Here is an 18,690-nt window from a genome sequence, read left to right on the forward strand (position 1 = left end):
GCCTACAGTGGCCCTCTTACTCGCGCCGCCCGTATTCCAGGCAATCCTCCCAGCCGATGCCGCTCTGCGCCGTATTGCGCAACAACCACTCCACTGCCGGCTGCGCCTTGGGTTGGCTGTCGTGCAGCTGGATCACGCCCTTGCGCCACAACAACATCAAGGTCAGCACCCGCTGGGCCGAGGCCTGGGCGCTCAAGGCGCTGTCATCCTGGGCATCGATGTCCCATAACGATACTTGCAGTTTCTGACGCCTCATGAACGCCTCGCCATCGGCCCTGCGCTGCCCATAGGGCGGTCGGAACAGCGGCACGTACTGCTCCGGCAGGTCTGCCTGGACCCGCGCCTGGGCTCGGCGCAGCGAGTCCTGCCAATCCTGCCACTGGGCATGGGAGCGGTATTCCCAGCCCTGGATACCCACGCATTGGCCGTCATAGAGTGTGCCGAGCGAGCCGGCCGCACCAGCGTCACGTCGCTGTTGCAGGCGGTTGCCGATGACGAAGAACAGGCCGCCAAGCTTCTGCCGGCGCAGGTAGTCGGCCAGCACGTCGGTACTGCCGCCTGCCGGGCCAGGGCCACCGACGAAGGTCAGCAGGAACATCCGGTCGTTGAGCTCGTCGCCATTGCGCTCGCGACTGGAAACGCGGTCTATCTCGCTGCTGGTCTGGGGCGACACAGCCGCCTTGCGCAGCTGTTCGTCCAGGTAACGACTATGGAACTGCCGGCTGGGCTCGATCCATGGCACATAGAACTCCCCCACGTCGGCGGCGAAATTGGCAGCCAGGGTGCGCAACTCGGCCATCGAGTCCAGGGGGTAGCAAAACGAGGCATCCTGTTCACAGCTTCGCTGGGCCTGTTGGTAGTTTTCCCACAGCCTCTGCCACATGCGCGCACGCACCGCACGCACCGACGCCAGGTTGACCTGACGCAGCTGCAAACGCGCCGCCAGGGCCGGCTCGTCAAGCAACTCGCTTTCCTGCAGCACTTGGGCGAATGACAGGATCTCGGCACGGGAGGCGACATCGAACAGCGCCGGGCTGTCCAGCTGCTCCGGCCACGAGCTGCGGTCCAGGCTGGCCACAGGTAACGGGGCGGCCTGGGCAGCCAGGCTCAGCAGGGCCGTCAACAGGACGAAGGCAATACGCACGATCGGACTCTCCGCAGCATCATCACGCGCACTATAACGTGGCGTCCGTCGATGGTCCGCGACTATCGGCGCTATAGTTTGGCCTCGCTCTCGCCAACCCCGTAGAATCGGCGCCGACGATTCCAGGAGCCGACCCGATGCTGACGGTGATTTCCCCCGCCAAGACCCTCGACTACGACACCCCGCCGGTGACCCAGCGCTTCACCCTGCCCCAGTACCTGGACGACTCCCAGGAGCTGATTACCCAGCTGCGCGAATTCACGCCCGCCCAGATCGCTGAACTGATGCATCTGTCCGACAAGCTCGCCGGCCTCAACGCCGCCCGCTTCGGCAGCTGGACGCCGGATTTCACGCCCGCCAATGCCAAGCAGGCCCTGCTGGCCTTCAAAGGTGACGTGTACACGGGGCTCGATGCCGAAAGCCTCGGCGAAGACGATTTCACCTACGCCCAGGACCACCTTCGCATGCTCTCGGGCCTGTATGGTCTGCTGCGGCCATTGGACCTGATGCAGCCTTACCGCCTGGAAATGGGCACCAAGCTGGCCAACGCCCGCGGCAAGGACCTCTACGCCTTCTGGGGCACGCGTATCAGCGAATGGTTGAACCAGGCCTTGGCCGACCAAGGCGATGACGTGCTGCTGAACCTGGCGAGCAATGAGTACTTCAGCGCAGTCAAGCGCAGCGCATTGAAGGCGCGGGTGGTCGATGTCGACTTCAAGGACCTGAAAAACGGCCAGTACAAGATCATCAGCTTCTATGCCAAGAAGGCCCGCGGGATGATGAGCCGCTTCGTGATCCAGGAACGGATCGACACCCCCGAGCAACTCAAGCTGTTCGATGTGCAGGGGTATTACTACAGTGCCGAGCAGTCGAAGCCGGATCATTTGGTGTTCCTGCGGGATCATCCCTCCGACTGAAATATGCAGGGGCGGATCGAACACCCGCCCCTGGTTCCGTCAGGGTATTGCCTACCTTCCGATACAACTGCGAAGAAGCGATTTGAAACCGTTTCGTCTGGCAGGGACCGAAGTCGCAACCTCCGCCCTGTTGCCCTCCGCTGCAATACGTTTGGGTCTGGCGTCTCGTTGTGCCTCTCGCATTTTCAAAGTTAAATCTCGCACTTGCGAGATACCTTTCTTTCCTACAACCTCACCATAATGAGTCCGAAGCGCTTCAAGTTTATCGATTTCCTTATTCCTCTCGCTGCCTGCCTTACTGTATGCAGCCTTCAAATTGGTTAGGTGTTCGTCGATGCTGAGCTCAAGGTCTTCTCCAGCATCTCTCAGCAAACGTGAGAATATATATTCTTCATAGGCCCGCCCCTGCGCCTCGACCTTTCCGCGCAGGCCATGTTTGCCCAGGAATTCCAGCACGCTCTGAGCCCGCTCGGTAGGGTCCTTTATCTCGTGAAACCTACGGACTTCGTTCACATAATCTTCCGGCGACGACAACATCGTCATACGCAGCATGGGCGGCATGGGCGGCATGGACGGGGAGAGGTCTTTTTGCTCATATTTGAAGTTGTGCGGAATGGCACCTTCATGGCCCCCGGGCGTCTTATAATGACCGGTCTCGTTGGTCACTTTCTGATCAGGGTACAGAACGCCGACAAAATGAGGAAACCCCTTTTCTGCGGGACGTATACTCAAATGCCGATTTGCTGTGCTTGCATAAATATTGCCATTCCAGATGGCGATGGCCAAACCATCCCCCGGTATGGCATCGCCCTCGCGGTACAGGAAAAAGCCGCTGTCCAGGCTCGTGAGACCGGTAAATATATCGTTCACGAATACGCTGACGGGCGGAATGACCGGCTCGAGGCCTTGCTCATCAATGAATGACAGTGGGTTGTTCCTACACATCCTGAACAAATTGATACTGTCCACCAGCCCCCCGGGATCCGCACTCAGCCAGCGCCCCAATTTTGGCTGGTAATAGCGCCAGCCGTAGTAATACAACCCCGTCGCATCCTGCTCCTTGCCTGAATAGCGCATCGTCCGTTGGGTCAGGTTACTGGCTTCCTCGGCGGCCTCGTCACGCCCCACCGTACCGCCATAGGGCGCGTATTCCTCTCGGGAAATGAGTGTGCCCGACTCGTCTGTCTCCCCTCCCACGCTGGTCAAATGATCGGTGAAGCGATAGCGCAGATGGACCGTGCCTGTGAGCCGATTCTCCACGACCCGTACGCCGCCCGCTTCGGTGATGACGATGTGCTTCTGCGGCGCATCCTGCCCTGCCAGCCATCGCTGGCGAACCTCGCACCCGCCTGCATAGGTCGTGATCGTGGTCTGCATACCTGCACTGGCCTGCGCTGTATGGACCTTACGAGTGCGGGTGCCGCCGTCGGCGTAGTGGTAGCGCTCGCTGTCGTCATCGCCATCACCACGGCTGACGGCGGTGACCTTGCCGAGCTGGTTGTCGGCCAGCCACTGCAACGCCCTGCCGTCGGCCAGTTGCTTCTGCAGACCTCCCGCCAGGAAGCCCGTCTCCGGTGTCAGGCTGTGGCCCTTCACCATCGCCCGGTTGCTGCCTTCGGACACCTGCAGCTTCCGGGTCCGGTTGCCCGCGACACTGACGTGGCGGATCGTCGTCAGGTTGTTGCCGTCGTCGTAGGTGTAGTGCTCGCTGTAAGGCGCCCAGGCGCTGCCCGACGAGGCCTCGGCGCCGTAGTAGCGGGCCACCGGCGTGCGCTCCCGGCCCGTGGCGCTGGCGAGGCGATAGAGGGTGTCGTAGGTGTATTCGCGCAGCCCGGTGGCCTGTTGGTTGGCGTGCCATGCGGGGTCGGCCCCCTGGTCTTCCAGGCTGATGATGTTGCCCACCGGGTCATAGCGGTAGTGCAGGTCGCTGATGACCAGTGGCCCTTTGCGGTGCCCCTCGGGGCGCTCGGTCAGGTGCCGGCTCAGAAGCTGGGTTTTGGGGTCGTATTCATAGCGGTCGATGACGCCATTGCCCGCCGTTTGCGACAACACCACGCCGTCGGCCCGGTACTGGATGGCCGTCAGGGTGACAGTTTCCTTGGTGCTGCCCTGCTCCATGTACACCAGGCGCGTCTGGGCCACCGCGCCGTTGATGGCATAGTCGGTGAGCGAGGTGACGCCGGCCGCATTGGTCGTCGCCAGCGGCGCGCCAGTCGCATCGTGGGTGCCAGTGATGGACAACGGTGCTTCGGTGTCATCCGCAGTGGTCGTCGCCCAGTCCGGCGTCTCGATCTCAACCTTGAGCAAGCGCTGCTCGGCGGCCAGGGACTGGCCTGTCAGCGAAATGCTCAGCGGTCGGCTGATGCCGGCATTGTTGCGCAGTTCCACCTGGCTCCCGGCCAGGTTCAGCGCCTGCCATTTCGCCTCGGCCAACGGCGCATACGTGTACTGCTCACGCACGCGCCCAGCCCGCGCGCCAAGCGCTGTTTCGCTCAGCGACAATGGCCGGCCGCCGGCATTGGCCGCCTCGTAGGCAGCCGTGGACACAGTGCCCTGGGCATTGCGCGACCACAAGGGCCGGCCTGCCACGTCGGGCAGCGTGAAGGCGGCATCGCCATCGGCGGTATGCAGGCACAGCGGTTGGCCGGCCAACCCTGAAACGGTGACCGCATCGGCATTGCCGGTGGCGGTATTGTTCAAGGCGCGAGCACCGAACAGCCGCGTGGTGCGGCTGAACGGGCAAACGACCGTGCGGCTGACCAGCACGCGGGCAGGTGCCCGCCCAGCCTGGGGAGTACGCAACAACGATAAGGTGCGGAACGCGCCCGACACAGCAGGGGTGCCCGCGTGCAAGGTATCGGATTGACGACCGACCCAGCCGGTCGAACGGCTATTCAACATATAACGGCGATTCCACTAAGCCTCATTGCAGGCTTGAAGATAGCAACGAAGAACACACCGCCAAACTGTGAGAACACCGAGGTCCTCACCCGCCAGGGTGAGCATCGATCGAGGCGTACAACAGGCCCTGCTTCAAAACGCCACCACGTCATTCGCTCGACGCCAAAATCCTGGCGTCCAAGCCCTTATCGCAAAATGCCATAAGACCGTTCGTAGTTTTTTGACGTTTTTTGAAAAAATTTTTCACATGCTGGCATATAACCATCCCGCACCAATTCGGCCCTTTATATATAGGGGTTAAACCGGACCGTGCTATCAGTTTGAAAGTATTTTCGATTGAGAAAATATTTAGAAATCTTTCGCCGGTGCGAAACCGACCTTGGAACTTCTGCTACCGACGATGGCTCATAGGACCCGTAACGCATTTCCTGCGGCAGACGTGAGAAATGACTTACAGATGACAACCGGCCGGTATCCACTACCGGCTCCGATAACTTCGACAGGCGCAACGGTACCGACCGAGGGCCCTGTCCACGAAGGAGAGACGCGCCCCTACTAATCGTCCTAGTGGTTGATTTCATAGGATTTTTCCAATTGAAAGAACAAGCACAGCAGTATGCGAACTAGCACACTGCAATAAAGACGGCTGCATTTCAGGGCACGCCTTTTAATTACTGGCCTTTGACTGCCAATAGTGAGTGCACAACTTTGCGCGCTCCGGATTTATTCATGCCTGCGTTCGGCGAACTGTCCATTCGCCAGGGAGCCGTGCGCCCGAAAACTGCTGGTCAATCAACCCGGTTCGGTTCTTCCCGGAGGAACCGACGTGATAAACACACGAGGTGAATACGATGCGTATCAGCATCTTTGGTTTGGGTTATGTGGGTGCCGTCTGTGCAGGTTGCCTGTCGGCACGGGGCCATGAAGTGATTGGTGTGGACGTGTCCAAGACCAAGATCGACCTGATCAACCAGGGCAAGTCGCCCATCGTCGAGCCGGGTCTGGAACCGCTCCTGCAGCAAGGCATCGCCAATGGCCGCCTGCGTGGCACCACCGACTTCGCCGAAGCCATTCGTGCCAGTGACGTGTCGATGATCTGCGTCGGCACCCCGAGCAAGAAGAACGGCGACCTGGGCCTTGAGTACATCGAATCGGTGTGCCGCGAGATCGGTTACGTGCTGCGCGATACCGAGCGCCGCCACACCATCGTGGTCCGCAGTACCGTACTGCCGGGCACCGTCAAGAACGTGGTGATCCCGATCCTCGAAGACTGCTCCGGCAAGAAGGCCGGCATCGACTTCGGCGTCGCGGTCAACCCTGAGTTCCTGCGCGAAAGCACCGCCATCGCCGACTACGACCGCCCACCGATGACCGTCATCGGTGAGCTGGACAAAGCCAGCGGCGACGTGCTCCAGGCCATCTACGAGGAGCTGGATGCGCCAATCATCCGCAAGCCGGTCGAAGTGGCCGAGATGATCAAGTACACCTGCAACGTCTGGCACGCCACCAAGGTCACCTTCGCCAACGAGATCGGCAACATCGCCAAGGCCGTGGGTGTCGATGGCCGCGACGTGATGGACGTGGTCTGCCAGGACAAGGTGCTGAACCTGTCCCAGTACTACATGCGCCCAGGCTTCGCCTTTGGCGGCTCGTGCCTGCCCAAGGACGTGCGCGCCCTCACCTACCGCGCCTCGAGCCTGGACGTGAAGGCACCGCTGCTCGACTCGCTGATGCGCAGCAACGAGTCCCAGGTGCAGAACGCCTTCGACATCATCGAAAGCCACGACAAGCGCAAGGTCGCCCTGCTGGGCCTGTCGTTCAAGGCCGGCACCGACGACCTGCGTGAAAGCCCGCTGGTGGAACTGGCCGAGCGCCTGATCGGCAAGGGCTACGAGCTGAACATCTACGACCAGAACGTCCAGTACGCCCGCGTCCACGGCGCCAACAAGGACTACATCGAGTCGAAGATCCCCCACGTGTCCTCGCTGCTCAACGATGACCTGCAGCACGTCATCGACAACGCCGACGTGATCGTCCTGGGCAACCGCGACGAGAAGTTCCGCGCCCTCGCCCAGCAGGCACCGGAAGGCAAGCAGGTGATCGACCTGGTCGGCTTCATGACCAAGCCGACCTGCACCACCAGCCGTACCGAAGGCATCTGCTGGTAACCGGCCGGGCAGCGGGCAACCGCTGCCCTTCCCCCTGATTCTCGCGACGGATGCTGAACATGCAAAGGCTCCAGACAGTGCTGTTGCAGTGCGCCGGGTGGCTGCTCTACGTGAGCCTGCTCATGCTGATCGCCCTGGCCCTGCCCAGCGACATCTTCGACTCGCAGTCGAAGCACTTCATCTTCCTGGTCGGCGCTGTCGGCATCTGGCGCTATTCCATGGGCGCCACCCATTTCATCCGTGGCATGGTCTTCCTCTACGGCGTCTACCCGTACCTGCGCCGCAAAGTGCGCAAGCTGGGCAAGGCGGCCGACCCGTCCCACGTGTACCTGATGGTCACCAGCTTCCGCATCGACGCCCATACCACCGCGCAGGTCTACAGCTCGGTGATCCGCGAGGCGATCGATTGTGGCTACCCCACCACCGTGGTCTGCTCGCTGGTGGAGATGTCCGATGAGCTGCTGGTCAAGAGCCTGTGGGCCCGCTACAACCCGCCCGCCCACGTCAAGCTGGACTTCGTGCGCATCGCCGGTACCGGCAAGCGCGACGGCCTGGCTTTCGGCTTCCGCGCCATCTCGCGGATGATGCCCGACGAGCATGCGGTGGTCGCGGTGATCGACGGCGACACCGTGCTCGGCGAAGGCGTGGTCCGCAAGACCGTACCTTGGTTCAAGCTGTTCCCCAATGTCGGTGGCCTGACCACCAACGAATTCTGCGAAGTGCGCGGCGGCTACATCATGAGCGAGTGGCACAAGCTGCGCTTCGCCCAGCGCCACATCAACATGTGCTCGATGGCCTTGTCCAAGCGCGTGCTGACCATGACCGGGCGCATGTCGATGTTCCGCGCAAGCGTGGTGACCAACCCCGAGTTCATCGCCGACGTGGAAAGCGACTCGCTGCACCACTGGCGCCTGGGCCGCTTCAAGTTCCTTACCGGTGACGACAAGTCCAGCTGGTTCAGCCTCATGCGCCTGGGCTACGACACCTTCTACGTGCCGGACGCGGCGATCAACACGGTCGAGCACCCGCCGGAGAAGAGCTTCCTCAAGGCCAGCCGCAAGCTGATGTACCGCTGGTACGGCAACAACCTGCGGCAGAACTCCCGCGCACTGGGCCTGGGCCTCAAGCGCCTGGGGCTGTTCACCAGCATCGTCCTGTTCGACCAGCGCGTGTCCATGTGGACCAGCCTGCTGGGCCTGACCGTGGCGGTGATCGCCAGCCTCAAGTTCGGCCTGGGCTTCTTGCTGGTGTACCTGCTGTGGATCGGCATCACCCGCCTGATCCTCACCATCATGCTGCTGTGCTCGGGCCACAACGTAGGGCCGGCCTACCCGCTGATCCTTTATTACAACCAGATCGTCGGCGCGATCATGAAGATCTACGTGTTCTTCCGCCTCGACAAACAGTCGTGGACCCGCCAACCGACTGCGCTCAAGCGTGACCTCGCAAGTTTTCAACAATGGTTCAACACCTGGTCCTCGCGGACCATGACCTTCTCGGCGGCCAGCATCTTCGTCGCTGTGCTGTTCATGATCGTGTGAGCCCCCCCGGAACGGAACTAACAGGAAAGAAATCGCCATGAATACCGCCGTGAACGCCAATGTCGTGCATGAGTCCGAAGCCCAGCGCCAGCATGTACGGGTACGCATCCCCGCCAAGCTGCGCTACCTGGACCGCAATCGCGAGACGCACGATGTGAAGGTGGACGATCTCTCCGCCGGGGGCCTGTCCTTCCATACCAACAAACCGCTGAATGTCGGGGACGTGCTGCGTGGCCGCCTGCAGTTCACGGTCGACAACCTGGGCCTGTCCATGGACGTCGAGTTCCAGGTCCGCTCCTACCAGAGCACCGGCCGCACCGGCGTGCAGTTCCAGAACCTGGAGCCGCGCGACGTGGCGACCCTGCGTCACATCATCACCACCTTCCTGTCCGGCGAGATGATCGACGTGGGCGGCGTGCTCAGCACCCTGCAGCGCGACAACTTCACCAAGGCGCGCAAGCAGAAGGACAACGGCTCGGGCCTGTCGGCCTTCGGCCGCCTGCGCGCGGTCACCGTCAGCCTCGGCGTGTTCGTGGTCGGCGTGGCCGCCTTCGGCTTCATCGCCAAGTCGCTGTATGGCATGTACTTCGTCAGCCACGCCGAGGCCGGTGTGGTCGCCGTACCCACCACCAACGTCACCATGCCCCGCGACGGCACCGTGCAGAGCCTGGTGGAAAGTGGCGGCCAGGTGGTCAAGGGCGCGCCGCTGGCGAGCTTCAGCACCAGCATGCTGGACATGCTCAAGGGCCACCTGGATGACTCGCAGCTCGAGCCGGCCAAGGTCGAGGAGCTGTTCGGCAAGCAATTGTCCGGCACCCTCACCAGCCCCTGCGACTGCGTGGTCTCGCGCCAGTTGGTGGACGACGGCCAGTATGCAGCCAAAGGCCAGCCGATCTTCCAACTGGTGCCACGTACCAGCAACCCGATGATCGAGGCACGCTTCAGCTACCGCCAGTTCGACCAGGTCAAGCCCGGCACCCGCGTGCAGTTCCAGATCGCCGGCGAAGACGACGTACGTACCGGCCAGATCGTCAGCAGCGCCAACCTCAACAGTGAAGATCTGGCTTCGGACATCCGCGTGCAGATCAAGCCCGACGGCGCCCTGCCTGCCGAACTGGCTGGCCGCCCTGCCTCCGTCAATGCCGACCGTGGCCCGTCGTTGGACTGGCTGATCGACAAGGCCGTGGCTCGCGGGCTGTAAGAGGGAGCGAACGATGACTAGCGGACTTCGCCCCCCCTGTGGGAGCCGGCTTACCGGCGATCGAGCGCGCAGCGCACGCCCAGCCGCGGCATTGGCCAATCGCTGGCAAGCCAGCTCTCACTGGGCCCGGGAAAACCTGGGGCTCTGTGGCCTGGCCCTGGCCGTCGCCCTGGCCGGCTGTGCCGGCCTGCCCGACCAGCGCCTGGCCAACGAGGCCATGAAGCGCGGCGATACCGCCCTGGCCGAGCGCAACTACAAGGCCCTGGCCGACCTGGGCTACAGCGATGCCCAGGTCGGCCTGGCCGATATCCAGGTCGCCACCCGCGACCCGGCCCAGCTCAAGCAGGCCGAGGCCACCTACCGCGCCGCTGCGGCCACTTCGCCGCGTGCCCAGGCCCGCCTCGGCCGCCTGCTGGTGGCCAAGCCCGACGCCACCCAGGCCGAGCGCCAGGAGGCCGAGACCCTGCTCAAGCTCGCGGCACAACAAGGTGAGAGCAACACACTGATCCCCCTGGCGATGCTCTACCTGCAGTATCCGCAGAGCTTCCCCAACGTCAACGCCCAACAGCAGATCGACCAGTGGCGCGACGCCGGCAACCCCGAGGCGGGCCTGGCCCAGGTGCTGCTCTATCGCACCCAGGGCACCTACGACCAGCATCTGGGCGATGTGGAGAAGATCTGCAAGGCCGCGCTGAGCACCACCGACATCTGCTACGTGGAACTGGCCACCGTCTATCAGAAGCGTGCCCAGCCCGACCAGCAGGCCGCGCTGATCCAGCAGCTCAAGGCCGCCTACGACAGCGGCGCGGTACCGGCCACCCGGGTCGACAGCGTCGCCCGCGTCCTGGCCGACCGCAGCCTGGGCCAGACCGACGAGAAGACCGCCAAGGAACTGCTCGAACACGTGGCCCCGGTCAACCCAGCCTCCTGGGTGAGCCTGGCGCAGCTGGTGTACGACTTCCCCGAGCTCGGCGACACCGATCAACTGCTGGCCTACATCGACAAAGGCCGCAAGGCCGAACAGCCTCGCGCCGAACTGCTGCTGGGCCGCCTCTACTACGAAGGCAAGGCCCTGCCGGCCGATGCCAAGAAGGCCGAGCAGCACCTGCAGGCCGCCGCCGATGCCGGCGAGATCAGCGCCCACTACTACCTCGGCCAGCTGTACCGCCGCGGCTACCTGGGCCACGTCGAGCCGCAGAAGGCCGTCGATCACCTGCTCAGCGCTGCCCGTGGCGGCCAGCTGAGCGCTGACTACGCCCTGGCCCAGCTGTTCAGCGAAGGCCGTGGCATCCGCCCGGCGCCGACCAACGCGTGGGTATTCGCCCAACTGGCCCAGGCCAACCCGACGCCCCAGTCGGCCGAGCTGCTGCAAAAGCTCGACCAGCAATTGACCCCCGAGCAACGCAACCAGGCCCAGCAACTGCTGGATCAGGAAAAGCAGGCGCGCGGCAGCATGGCCCAGGTCGGCAACAGCACCCTGGCCCAGGAAGCCCTGCAAGACGAAGAAAAAGAAGTAGACGGTGAGGACTCGCTATGACGCTCAATCCATTCGTGAAAGCCGGCATTGGCCTGAGCTTCGCCCTGCTGTGGTCCTGCCCGACCCTGGCGGAAATGACAGCCGACAAGAACTTCGGCCTGGACATCAAGATCACCGGCCAGTCCGAGGACGACCGCGACCTGGGCACCCGCTCCGGCGGCGACGTCAACGGCCTTGGCCTTGACCTGCGCCCCTGGGTGTACGGCGAGCGTGGCAACTGGAGCGCCTTCGCCATGGGCCAGGCGGTGGCCGCCACCGACATCATCGAGACCGACACCCTGCGCCAGTCCGACGACGGCAGCACAGTGGACAACGCCGACGATGGCCGCAAGCCCGACAAGAGCTACCTGGCGATGCGCGAATTCTGGGTCGGCTACAGCGGCTTCACCCCGTACCCGGGCGAGCAGCTGCGCTTCGGTCGCCAGCGCCTGCGCAGCGACGACGGCATGTGGCGCGACACCAACATCGAGGCGCTGAACTGGACCTTCGACACCACCCTGCTCAAGGCTGACCTGGGCGTAGCCCAGCGCTTCAGCGAATACCGCACCGACCTCACCGAGCTCGCCCCCGAGGACAAGGACCGCACCCACGTCTACGGTAACGTCGCCACCCAATGGACGCCGGGGCACTGGGTTGGCGTGCGTGCCCACCACACCCACGACAGCGGCAGCCTGAAAGACCCGGGCGAAACCGTCGATGCGCTGGACAAGACCCGCACCGGCGATCTCACCTGGCTGGGCCTGGAAGCCAACAGCGACGCCTACAACTGGCGCAACGACCACACCGTCAACTACTGGGGCAGCGTCACCTGGCTGACCGGCGATCGCGACACCCTCAGCAGCCAGACCGTGGGCAACGAGCAGGTCGCCACCGGCAAGCAGAGCGGTGACGTCAATGCCTGGGCCACCGACCTGGGCGTGCGCCTGCGCCTGAACCCCAACTGGCAGGTCGGTGCAGCCTACGCCCGCGGCAGCGGCGGTGGCGGCAGCGACGGCTCGAGCAACTACGAGCAGACCGGCCTCGAGAGCAACCGCTCCAACTACACCGGCACCCGCTCGCGCGTACACCGCTTCGGCGAAGCCTTCCGTGGCGAGCTGGGCAACCTGCAGGCAGCCACCCTGTTCGCCTCCTGGCAGCTGCGCGACGACTATGACGCAAGCTTCATCTACCACAAGTTCTGGCGCGTCGATGACCAGCAGAACATCGGTTCCAGCGGCATCAACGCCGTGGTCGAGGACAACGGCGTGAACCGTCCGCTGATCAACGGCGAGAAGGACCTGGGCCAGGAGATGGACGTGGTGGTCACCAAGTACTTCAAGCAGGGCCTGCTGCCAGCTTCGCTGAGCCAGTCGATCGACGAGCCGTCGGCCCTGGTGCGCCTGCGTGCCGGCGTGTTCAAGCCGGGCGACGCCTACGGCAGCGAGACCGACTCCTACATGCACCGCGCCTTCGTCGACGTGATCTGGCGCTACTGAGGCCCGGGAGAGGACACTCATGAACCTTCACCCGAATTTCCGCCACGGCCTGCTGGCCAGCGCCCTGCTGCTCGCCAGCAGCGGCCTGGCCCTGGCCGAGCCGGCCAAGCCGGTGGTCAAGGAGTTGCAGCAGGTCAAGACCTACACGGTCTCCAGCGCACCGGTCGAACCGCTGCACATGGACCCGCCCAAGCTGCCCGACCTCACCGGCTATACCGCTGAGGCGGTGCAAAAGAAGCTCGATCGCAGCCGCAAGGGCAAGGTCAGCGTGCGCCGCATGCTCCAGGAGGAGTCGCTCAAGGAATTCATCGGCGGCGACAACAAGGGCGCCGAATGGGTTCGACGCCAGCACGGCATTCCCCAGGCGATCTTCGTCGATGACGGGCATGTCGACCTGGTACAACTGAGCAAGCAGGTGCCCAAGCAGTACCTGCGCGAGACCGAACCGGGGGTGTACCTGGCGCGTCTGCCGATCGTGGTCGGCCGCAACGGCGTGCTGGAAATCAACGACAAGGTCAAGGAGCTGCGCCTGTCCCAGGAGGGCGGTTCGTTCATCGTCAACGACGGCAAACTGTTCGTCACCGACACCAAGGTCACCGGCTGGCGCGAGCAGGCCAACGGCCCGGCCACCTTCCGCAAGCCGGACGAGTTCCGCCCGTTCCTGCTGTCCTGGGGCGGCACCGAGACCTACATCGTCAACACCAAGATGGCCAGCTTCGGCTACGCCAAGAGTAAGTCGTACGGGGTGAGTATCTCCCAGTACACGCCGAACATGGCCAAGCGCATGGGCCGCCCGGAACCCACCGGCTGGATCATCGGCTCGGAATTCAGCGACATGTGGTACGGCTTCTACTGCTACGAGACCCAGGACTTCGTGGTCAAGGACAACACCTACCGCGACAACATCGTCTATGGCATCGACCCCCACGACCGCTCGCACCGCCTGATCATCGCCGGCAATACCGTGTACGGCACCAAGAAGAAGCACGGGATCATCATTTCCCGTGAGGTCAATGACAGCTGGATCATTAACAACAAGAGCTACGACAACAAGCTCTCCGGTGTGGTCCTGGACCGTAACAGCGTCAACAACCTGGTCGCCTACAACGAGATCTACCGCAATCACACCGACGGCATCACGTTGTACGAGAGCGGCGACAACCTGATCTGGGGCAACAAGCTGATCAACAACCGCCGCCACGGCATCCGCGTGCGTAACAGCGTGAACATCCGCCTGTACGAGAACGTCGCCATGGCCAACGGCCTGGTCGGTGTGTACGGGCACATCAAGGACCTTTCCGACACCGACCGCGACATCGCCCTCGATCCGTTCGACACCAAGGTCTCGCTGATCGTCGTCGGTGGCGAACTGGCGGCCAACGGCTCCGGCCCGCTGTCGATCGACTCGCCGCTGTCGGTGGAGCTGTACAAGGTCTCCATGCTGGCGCCACGCAAGGCCAACGGCATCAGCCTCAACGGCGTGCTGGGCGAGCGCCAGGACGAAATCCTCGACCTGCTGGTGCGCCAGCAGAAGGCTGTGCTGATCGACCCGGTCGAACGCCAGGCCGAAATGATCGACTAAGGAAGCCCAGACCATGACCCCACACCTGATGAAACTGCTCGGCCTGTCCGCCGCCCTCCTGGCCATCAGCCAGGGCGTGCGCGCCGCCGACGTGCAGGCCCCGAGCTTCACTGCCGAGCCTTGCTGCCAGCTGTGCCCCGAAGCCCACGACGCCAGCCGCTACGTGACCCGCTACCAGCAGAACTTCACCACCCTGGTCCAGGCCCAGGGCGACTGGCTGTTCCGTACCCGCGAAGACCTGCGCACCGAGTTCAGCACCACCCCGGCCGGCTACAAACGCCTGCAGCAGGTCCACGATGCCTTCAAGAAACGCGGCATCGAACTGGTGCTGGTGTACCAGCCGACCCGTGGCCTGGTGAACCGCAACATGCTCAACCCGGCCGAGAAAGCCGCCTTCGACTATCAGAAGGCCTTGGGCAACTACCGCGCCATGCTCCAACGCTTCGCCAAGATGGGCTACAACGTGCCCGACCTGTCGCCGTTGACCAACGAGCAACTGGCCGCGGCCGACCAAGGCAAGGACTTCTACTTCCGCGGCGACCAGCACTGGACACCGTACGGCGCCGAGCGCGCGGCCAAGATCGTGGCCGACACCGTGCATGACATGCCAGCCTTCGAAGGCATCCCGCGCAAGGAATTCGAGACCCACAAGTCCGGGCGCATGGGCAAGACCGGCACCCTGCACAACGTTGCCGGCCAGCTGTGCGGTACCAGCTACGCGGTGCAGTACATGGACCAGTTCGCCACCGAGCCCAAGGGTGGTGCGAGCGGTGGTGATGATCTGTTCGGCGACTCGGGCAACGCCCAGATCACCCTGGTCGGCACCAGCCACAGTGGCAAGAACTACAACTTCTCCGGTTTCCTGCAGCAGTACATCGGTGCCGACGTGCTCAACGTCGCCTTCCCCGGCGGCGGCCTGGAAGGTTCGATGATCCAGTACCTGGGCAGCGAGGAGTTCCGCAAGAACCCACCCAAGATCCTGATCTGGGAATTCTCCCCACTCTATCGCCTGGACCAGGAAACCATCTGGCGGCAGATCCTCGCGCTGCTCGACGACGGCTGTGATGGCCGCCCTGCGCAGATGAGCGCCAGTGCCACCCTCAAGCCCGGCAAGAACGAGCTGATGGTCAATGGCAAGAACGGCGTGATCAAGGACCTGATCAACCGCAACCTGCAGATGGACATCAAGTTCGAAGACCCCTCGGTCAAGGTGCTGCAGGCCACCCTCTGGTACCTCAACGGTCGCCACGAGGACATCAAGATCGAAAAACCGGAGACCTCCGACACCGATGGCCGCTTCGTCTTCCAGATGCGCGAGGACGAGGACTGGGCTGACCAGAACCTGCTCGCCCTCGAAGTCCAGGGGCCGGAAAACGGTACCCAGAAGGTCGAGGCCAAGCTGTGCAAACGCAACAACTTCGCCGGCCATGCGCAGAACACCGCGCAGGCTGGCCAGTGAGGCGACCATGACTCCATTGCGCAAGATCACCGCACCCGCCCTGCTCGCCCTGGCCCTGTTCGGCCCGGCCGCGCAGGCCGGCGGCTTGGTGCCCCCACAGGGGTACTACGCCGGGATCGAAAAGCTCAAGACCAAGGACGGCAACTTCCGCTGCGAACCCGCGCCCAGGCCCTACACAGGCGCCTTGCAGTTTCGCAGCAAATACGAAGGCTCCGACAAGGCCCGAGCAACGTTCAATGCCGCCTCCGACAAGGCCTTCCGCGAGTCCACCGAAGACATCACCACCCTCGAACGTGGCGTGAGCAAGATGGTCGGCCAGTACATGCGCGACGGCCGCCCGGCGCAGCTGGACTGCACCCTGACCTGGCTCGGCACCTGGGCCCGGGCCGGGGCGCTGGAGTCCACCGACTACAACCACACCGGCAAGTCCATGCGCAAATGGGCGCTGGGCAGCATGAGCGGTTCGTGGCTGCGCCTGAAGTTCTCCAACTCCCAGCCGCTGGCCGCGCACCAGGCCGAGGCCGAGCTGATCGAGAAATGGCTGGCGCGCCTGGCCGAACAGACCGTGCGCGACTGGAGCGACCTGCCGCTGGAGAAGATCAACAACCATAGCTACTGGGCGGCTTGGGCGGTCATGGCCACCGCCGTGGCCACCGACCGGCGCGACCTGTTCGACTGGGCGGTGAAGGAATACAAGGTCGGCGCCAACCAGGTCGATGAGCAGGGCTTCTTGCCCAACGAGCTCAAGCGCAAGCAGCGCGCCCTGGCCTACCACAACTATGCCCTGCCGCCGCTGGCGATGATCGCAAGCTTCGCCCAAGCCAACGATGTGGACCTGCGCGGCGAGAACAACAACGCCCTGCATCGCCTGGGCCAGAAGGTGCTCTACGGCGCCCGCGACCCGAGCGCGTTCAAGAAGCGCAACGGTGAGAAACAGGACATGAAGGACCTGAAGGTCGACAGCAAGTACGCCTGGCTCGAACCGTGGTGCAGCTTGTACCAGTGCAGCGGCGACACCCTCAAGCGCAAGCGCGACATGCAGCCGTTCAACAACTTCCGCCTGGGTGGCGACCTGACGCGGGTCTATGACCCGAGCGCGCAAAGCAAGAAGTAACACAAACCCTGTGGGAGCCGGCTTGCCGGCGATGGGCCGCACTGCGGCCCCGGACTACCGCTGAGCAAGGCTTCGCCTTGCATCGCCGGCAAGCCGGCTCCCACCGAATACTTGGTTGCTCCCCGTCTTCGGGCTGGGGGGTTTGGGGGGCCTTTGCCCCGGTTGATGTGAACGACAAGGAGAACCCGGATGGTCTTTTCGTCCAACGTGTTCCTGTTCCTGTTCCTGCCGATATTCCTCGGCCTGTACTACTTGAGCGGGCAACGCTATCGAAACCTGCTGCTGCTGATCGCCAGCTATATCTTCTATGCCTGGTGGCGGGTGGATTTCCTTGCCCTGTTCGCCGGCGTCACACTGTGGAACTACTGGATCGGCCTGAGAGTCGGCGCCGCGGGTGTGCGCACCAAGCCGGCGCAGCGCTGGCTGCTGCTGGGCGTGGGCGTCGACCTGGCGATCCTGGGCTATTTCAAGTACGCCAACTTCGGCGTCGACAGCCTCAACGCGATCATCACCTCGTTCGGCATGCAGCCGTTCATCCTCACCCATGTGCTGCTGCCGATCGGTATCTCGTTCTACATCTTCGAGTCGATCAGCTACATCATCGACGTGTACCGGGGCGACACCCCGGCCACGCGCAACCTGATCGACTTCGCGGCCTTCGTGGCGATCTTCCCGCACCTGATCGCCGGCCCCGTGCTGCGTTTCAAGGACCTGGTCGACCAGTTCAACAACCGCACCCATACCCTGGACAAGTTCTCCGAAGGCTGCACCCGTTTCATGCAGGGCTTCATCAAGAAAGTGTTCATCGCCGACACCCTGGCAGTGGTGGCGGACCATTGCTTCGCCTTGCAGAACCCCACCACTGGTGATGCCTGGCTCGGCGCGCTGGCCTACACCGCTCAGCTGTATTTCGACTTCTCCGGCTACAGCGACATGGCCATCGGCCTGGGCCTGATGATGGGCTTCCGCTTCATGGAGAACTTCAAGCAGCCGTACATCAGCCAGTCGATCACCGAGTTCTGGCGGCGTTGGCACATCAGCCTCTCCACCTGGCTGCGCGACTACCTGTACATCACCCTGGGCGGTAACCGCAAAGGCACCTTCAACACCTACCGCAACCTGTTCCTGACCATGCTGCTCGGTGGCCTTTGGCACGGCGCCAATTTCACCTACATCATCTGGGGCGCCTGGCACGGCACCTGGCTCGCCATCGAGCGCGCCCTGGGCCTGGACACCAACCCGCAACGCTTCAACCCGGTCAAGTGGGCCTTCACCTTCCTGCTGGTGGTGATCGGCTGGGTGATCTTCCGCGCCGAGAACCTGCACGTGGCCGGCCGTATGTACGGCGCCATGTTCAGTTTCGGCGACTGGCAGCTCTCGGAGCTCAACCGCGCCCAGCTCACCGGCCTTCAGGTCGCGACCCTGGTGCTGGCCTACGTCACCCTGGCGGTGTTCGGCCTGCGCGACTTCTACCGCAACGCCAAGCCCACGCCCAAGGCGGCCCCGGTGCAAATCAACGCCGACGGTTCCATCGGCCTGGACTGGACTCGCGTCATGACCCGCGCCCTGGTCCTGCTGCTGTTCGTTGCCTCGGTGCTCAAGCTCTCGGCACAGAGCTACTCACCGTTCCTCTACTTCCAGTTCTGAGGCC

Annotated in this window: 12 protein-coding genes; 10 read left to right on the forward strand and 2 right to left on the reverse strand. The window is 63.4% G+C overall.

Translation table 11 applies throughout. The features are described 5' to 3' along the window. Positions 1–16: 16 nt before the first annotated feature. Positions 17–1,144 (reverse strand): polysaccharide deacetylase family protein, encoded by a 1,128-nt coding sequence (locus AC1MHZ_RS10220; protein WP_324816695.1) that lies wholly within the window; start codon positions 1,142–1,144, stop codon positions 17–19. A gap of 137 nt (positions 1,145–1,281) precedes the next feature. On the opposite strand from AC1MHZ_RS10220, the gene yaaA reads away from it, so the two are divergent. Further along, positions 1,282–2,061 carry a peroxide stress protein YaaA gene (gene yaaA, locus AC1MHZ_RS10225; RefSeq protein WP_084857188.1) on the forward strand — a complete coding sequence of 260 codons (780 nt, stop codon included), beginning with the start codon at positions 1,282–1,284 and terminating at the stop codon, positions 2,059–2,061. Positions 2,062–2,112: 51 nt separating this feature from the next. Here the strand turns inward: yaaA and AC1MHZ_RS10230 are convergent, their stop codons facing one another. Continuing rightward, the gene (locus tag AC1MHZ_RS10230) at positions 2,113–4,962 is read right to left on the reverse strand and encodes an RHS repeat-associated core domain-containing protein (protein WP_482966313.1); all 2,850 of its coding nucleotides are present in this window, start codon (positions 4,960–4,962) and stop codon (positions 2,113–2,115) included. Between the two features lie 851 nt (positions 4,963–5,813). Here AC1MHZ_RS10230 and AC1MHZ_RS10235 point away from each other — a divergent pair. The 9 genes from AC1MHZ_RS10235 to AC1MHZ_RS10275 all read left to right on the forward strand — a co-directional run bounded on the left by AC1MHZ_RS10235 (position 5,814) and on the right by AC1MHZ_RS10275 (position 18,686). After that, entirely contained in the window at positions 5,814–7,130 is a 1,317-nt protein-coding gene (locus tag AC1MHZ_RS10235) for a nucleotide sugar dehydrogenase (RefSeq protein WP_084857183.1), read from the forward strand. 59 nt (positions 7,131–7,189) lie between these two features. Then, complete coding sequence (gene alg8, locus AC1MHZ_RS10240; protein WP_216356236.1) at positions 7,190–8,671, forward strand: mannuronan synthase; 1,482 nt, start codon at positions 7,190–7,192, stop codon at positions 8,669–8,671. A 37-nt stretch (positions 8,672–8,708) separates the two neighbouring features. Then, a complete protein-coding gene (locus AC1MHZ_RS10245) occupies positions 8,709–9,872 on the forward strand; it encodes an alginate biosynthesis protein Alg44 (RefSeq protein WP_084857172.1) in 1,164 nt (387 codons plus the stop codon). 13 nt (positions 9,873–9,885) lie between these two features. Next, the gene (gene algK, locus AC1MHZ_RS10250; protein WP_482966314.1) at positions 9,886–11,409 is read left to right on the forward strand and encodes an alginate biosynthesis TPR repeat lipoprotein AlgK; all 1,524 of its coding nucleotides are present in this window, start codon (positions 9,886–9,888) and stop codon (positions 11,407–11,409) included. Then, the gene (locus AC1MHZ_RS10255) at positions 11,406–12,884 is read left to right on the forward strand and encodes an alginate export family protein (RefSeq protein ID WP_084857168.1); all 1,479 of its coding nucleotides are present in this window, start codon (positions 11,406–11,408) and stop codon (positions 12,882–12,884) included. Before algK ends, AC1MHZ_RS10255 begins: the two co-directional genes overlap by 4 nt. Before the next feature lie 19 nt (positions 12,885–12,903). Then, the gene (algG, locus tag AC1MHZ_RS10260) at positions 12,904–14,466 is read left to right on the forward strand and encodes a mannuronan 5-epimerase AlgG (RefSeq protein WP_084857166.1); all 1,563 of its coding nucleotides are present in this window, start codon (positions 12,904–12,906) and stop codon (positions 14,464–14,466) included. Positions 14,467–14,479: 13 nt separating this feature from the next. Next, the gene (locus AC1MHZ_RS10265) at positions 14,480–15,925 is read left to right on the forward strand and encodes an alginate O-acetyltransferase (protein ID WP_084857164.1); all 1,446 of its coding nucleotides are present in this window, start codon (positions 14,480–14,482) and stop codon (positions 15,923–15,925) included. Positions 15,926–15,932: 7 nt separating this feature from the next. Then, positions 15,933–17,039, forward strand: a complete 1,107-nt coding sequence (locus tag AC1MHZ_RS10270; RefSeq protein WP_482966315.1) for a mannuronate-specific alginate lyase — start codon at positions 15,933–15,935, stop codon at positions 17,037–17,039. A 189-nt stretch (positions 17,040–17,228) separates the two neighbouring features. Continuing rightward, positions 17,229–18,686, forward strand: coding sequence for an MBOAT family O-acyltransferase (locus tag AC1MHZ_RS10275; RefSeq protein WP_084857160.1), 1,458 nt, complete (start codon positions 17,229–17,231; stop codon positions 18,684–18,686). Positions 18,687–18,690: the final 4 nt, after the last annotated feature.

The organism is Pseudomonas sp. FA-1 (genome assembly GCF_056856075.1).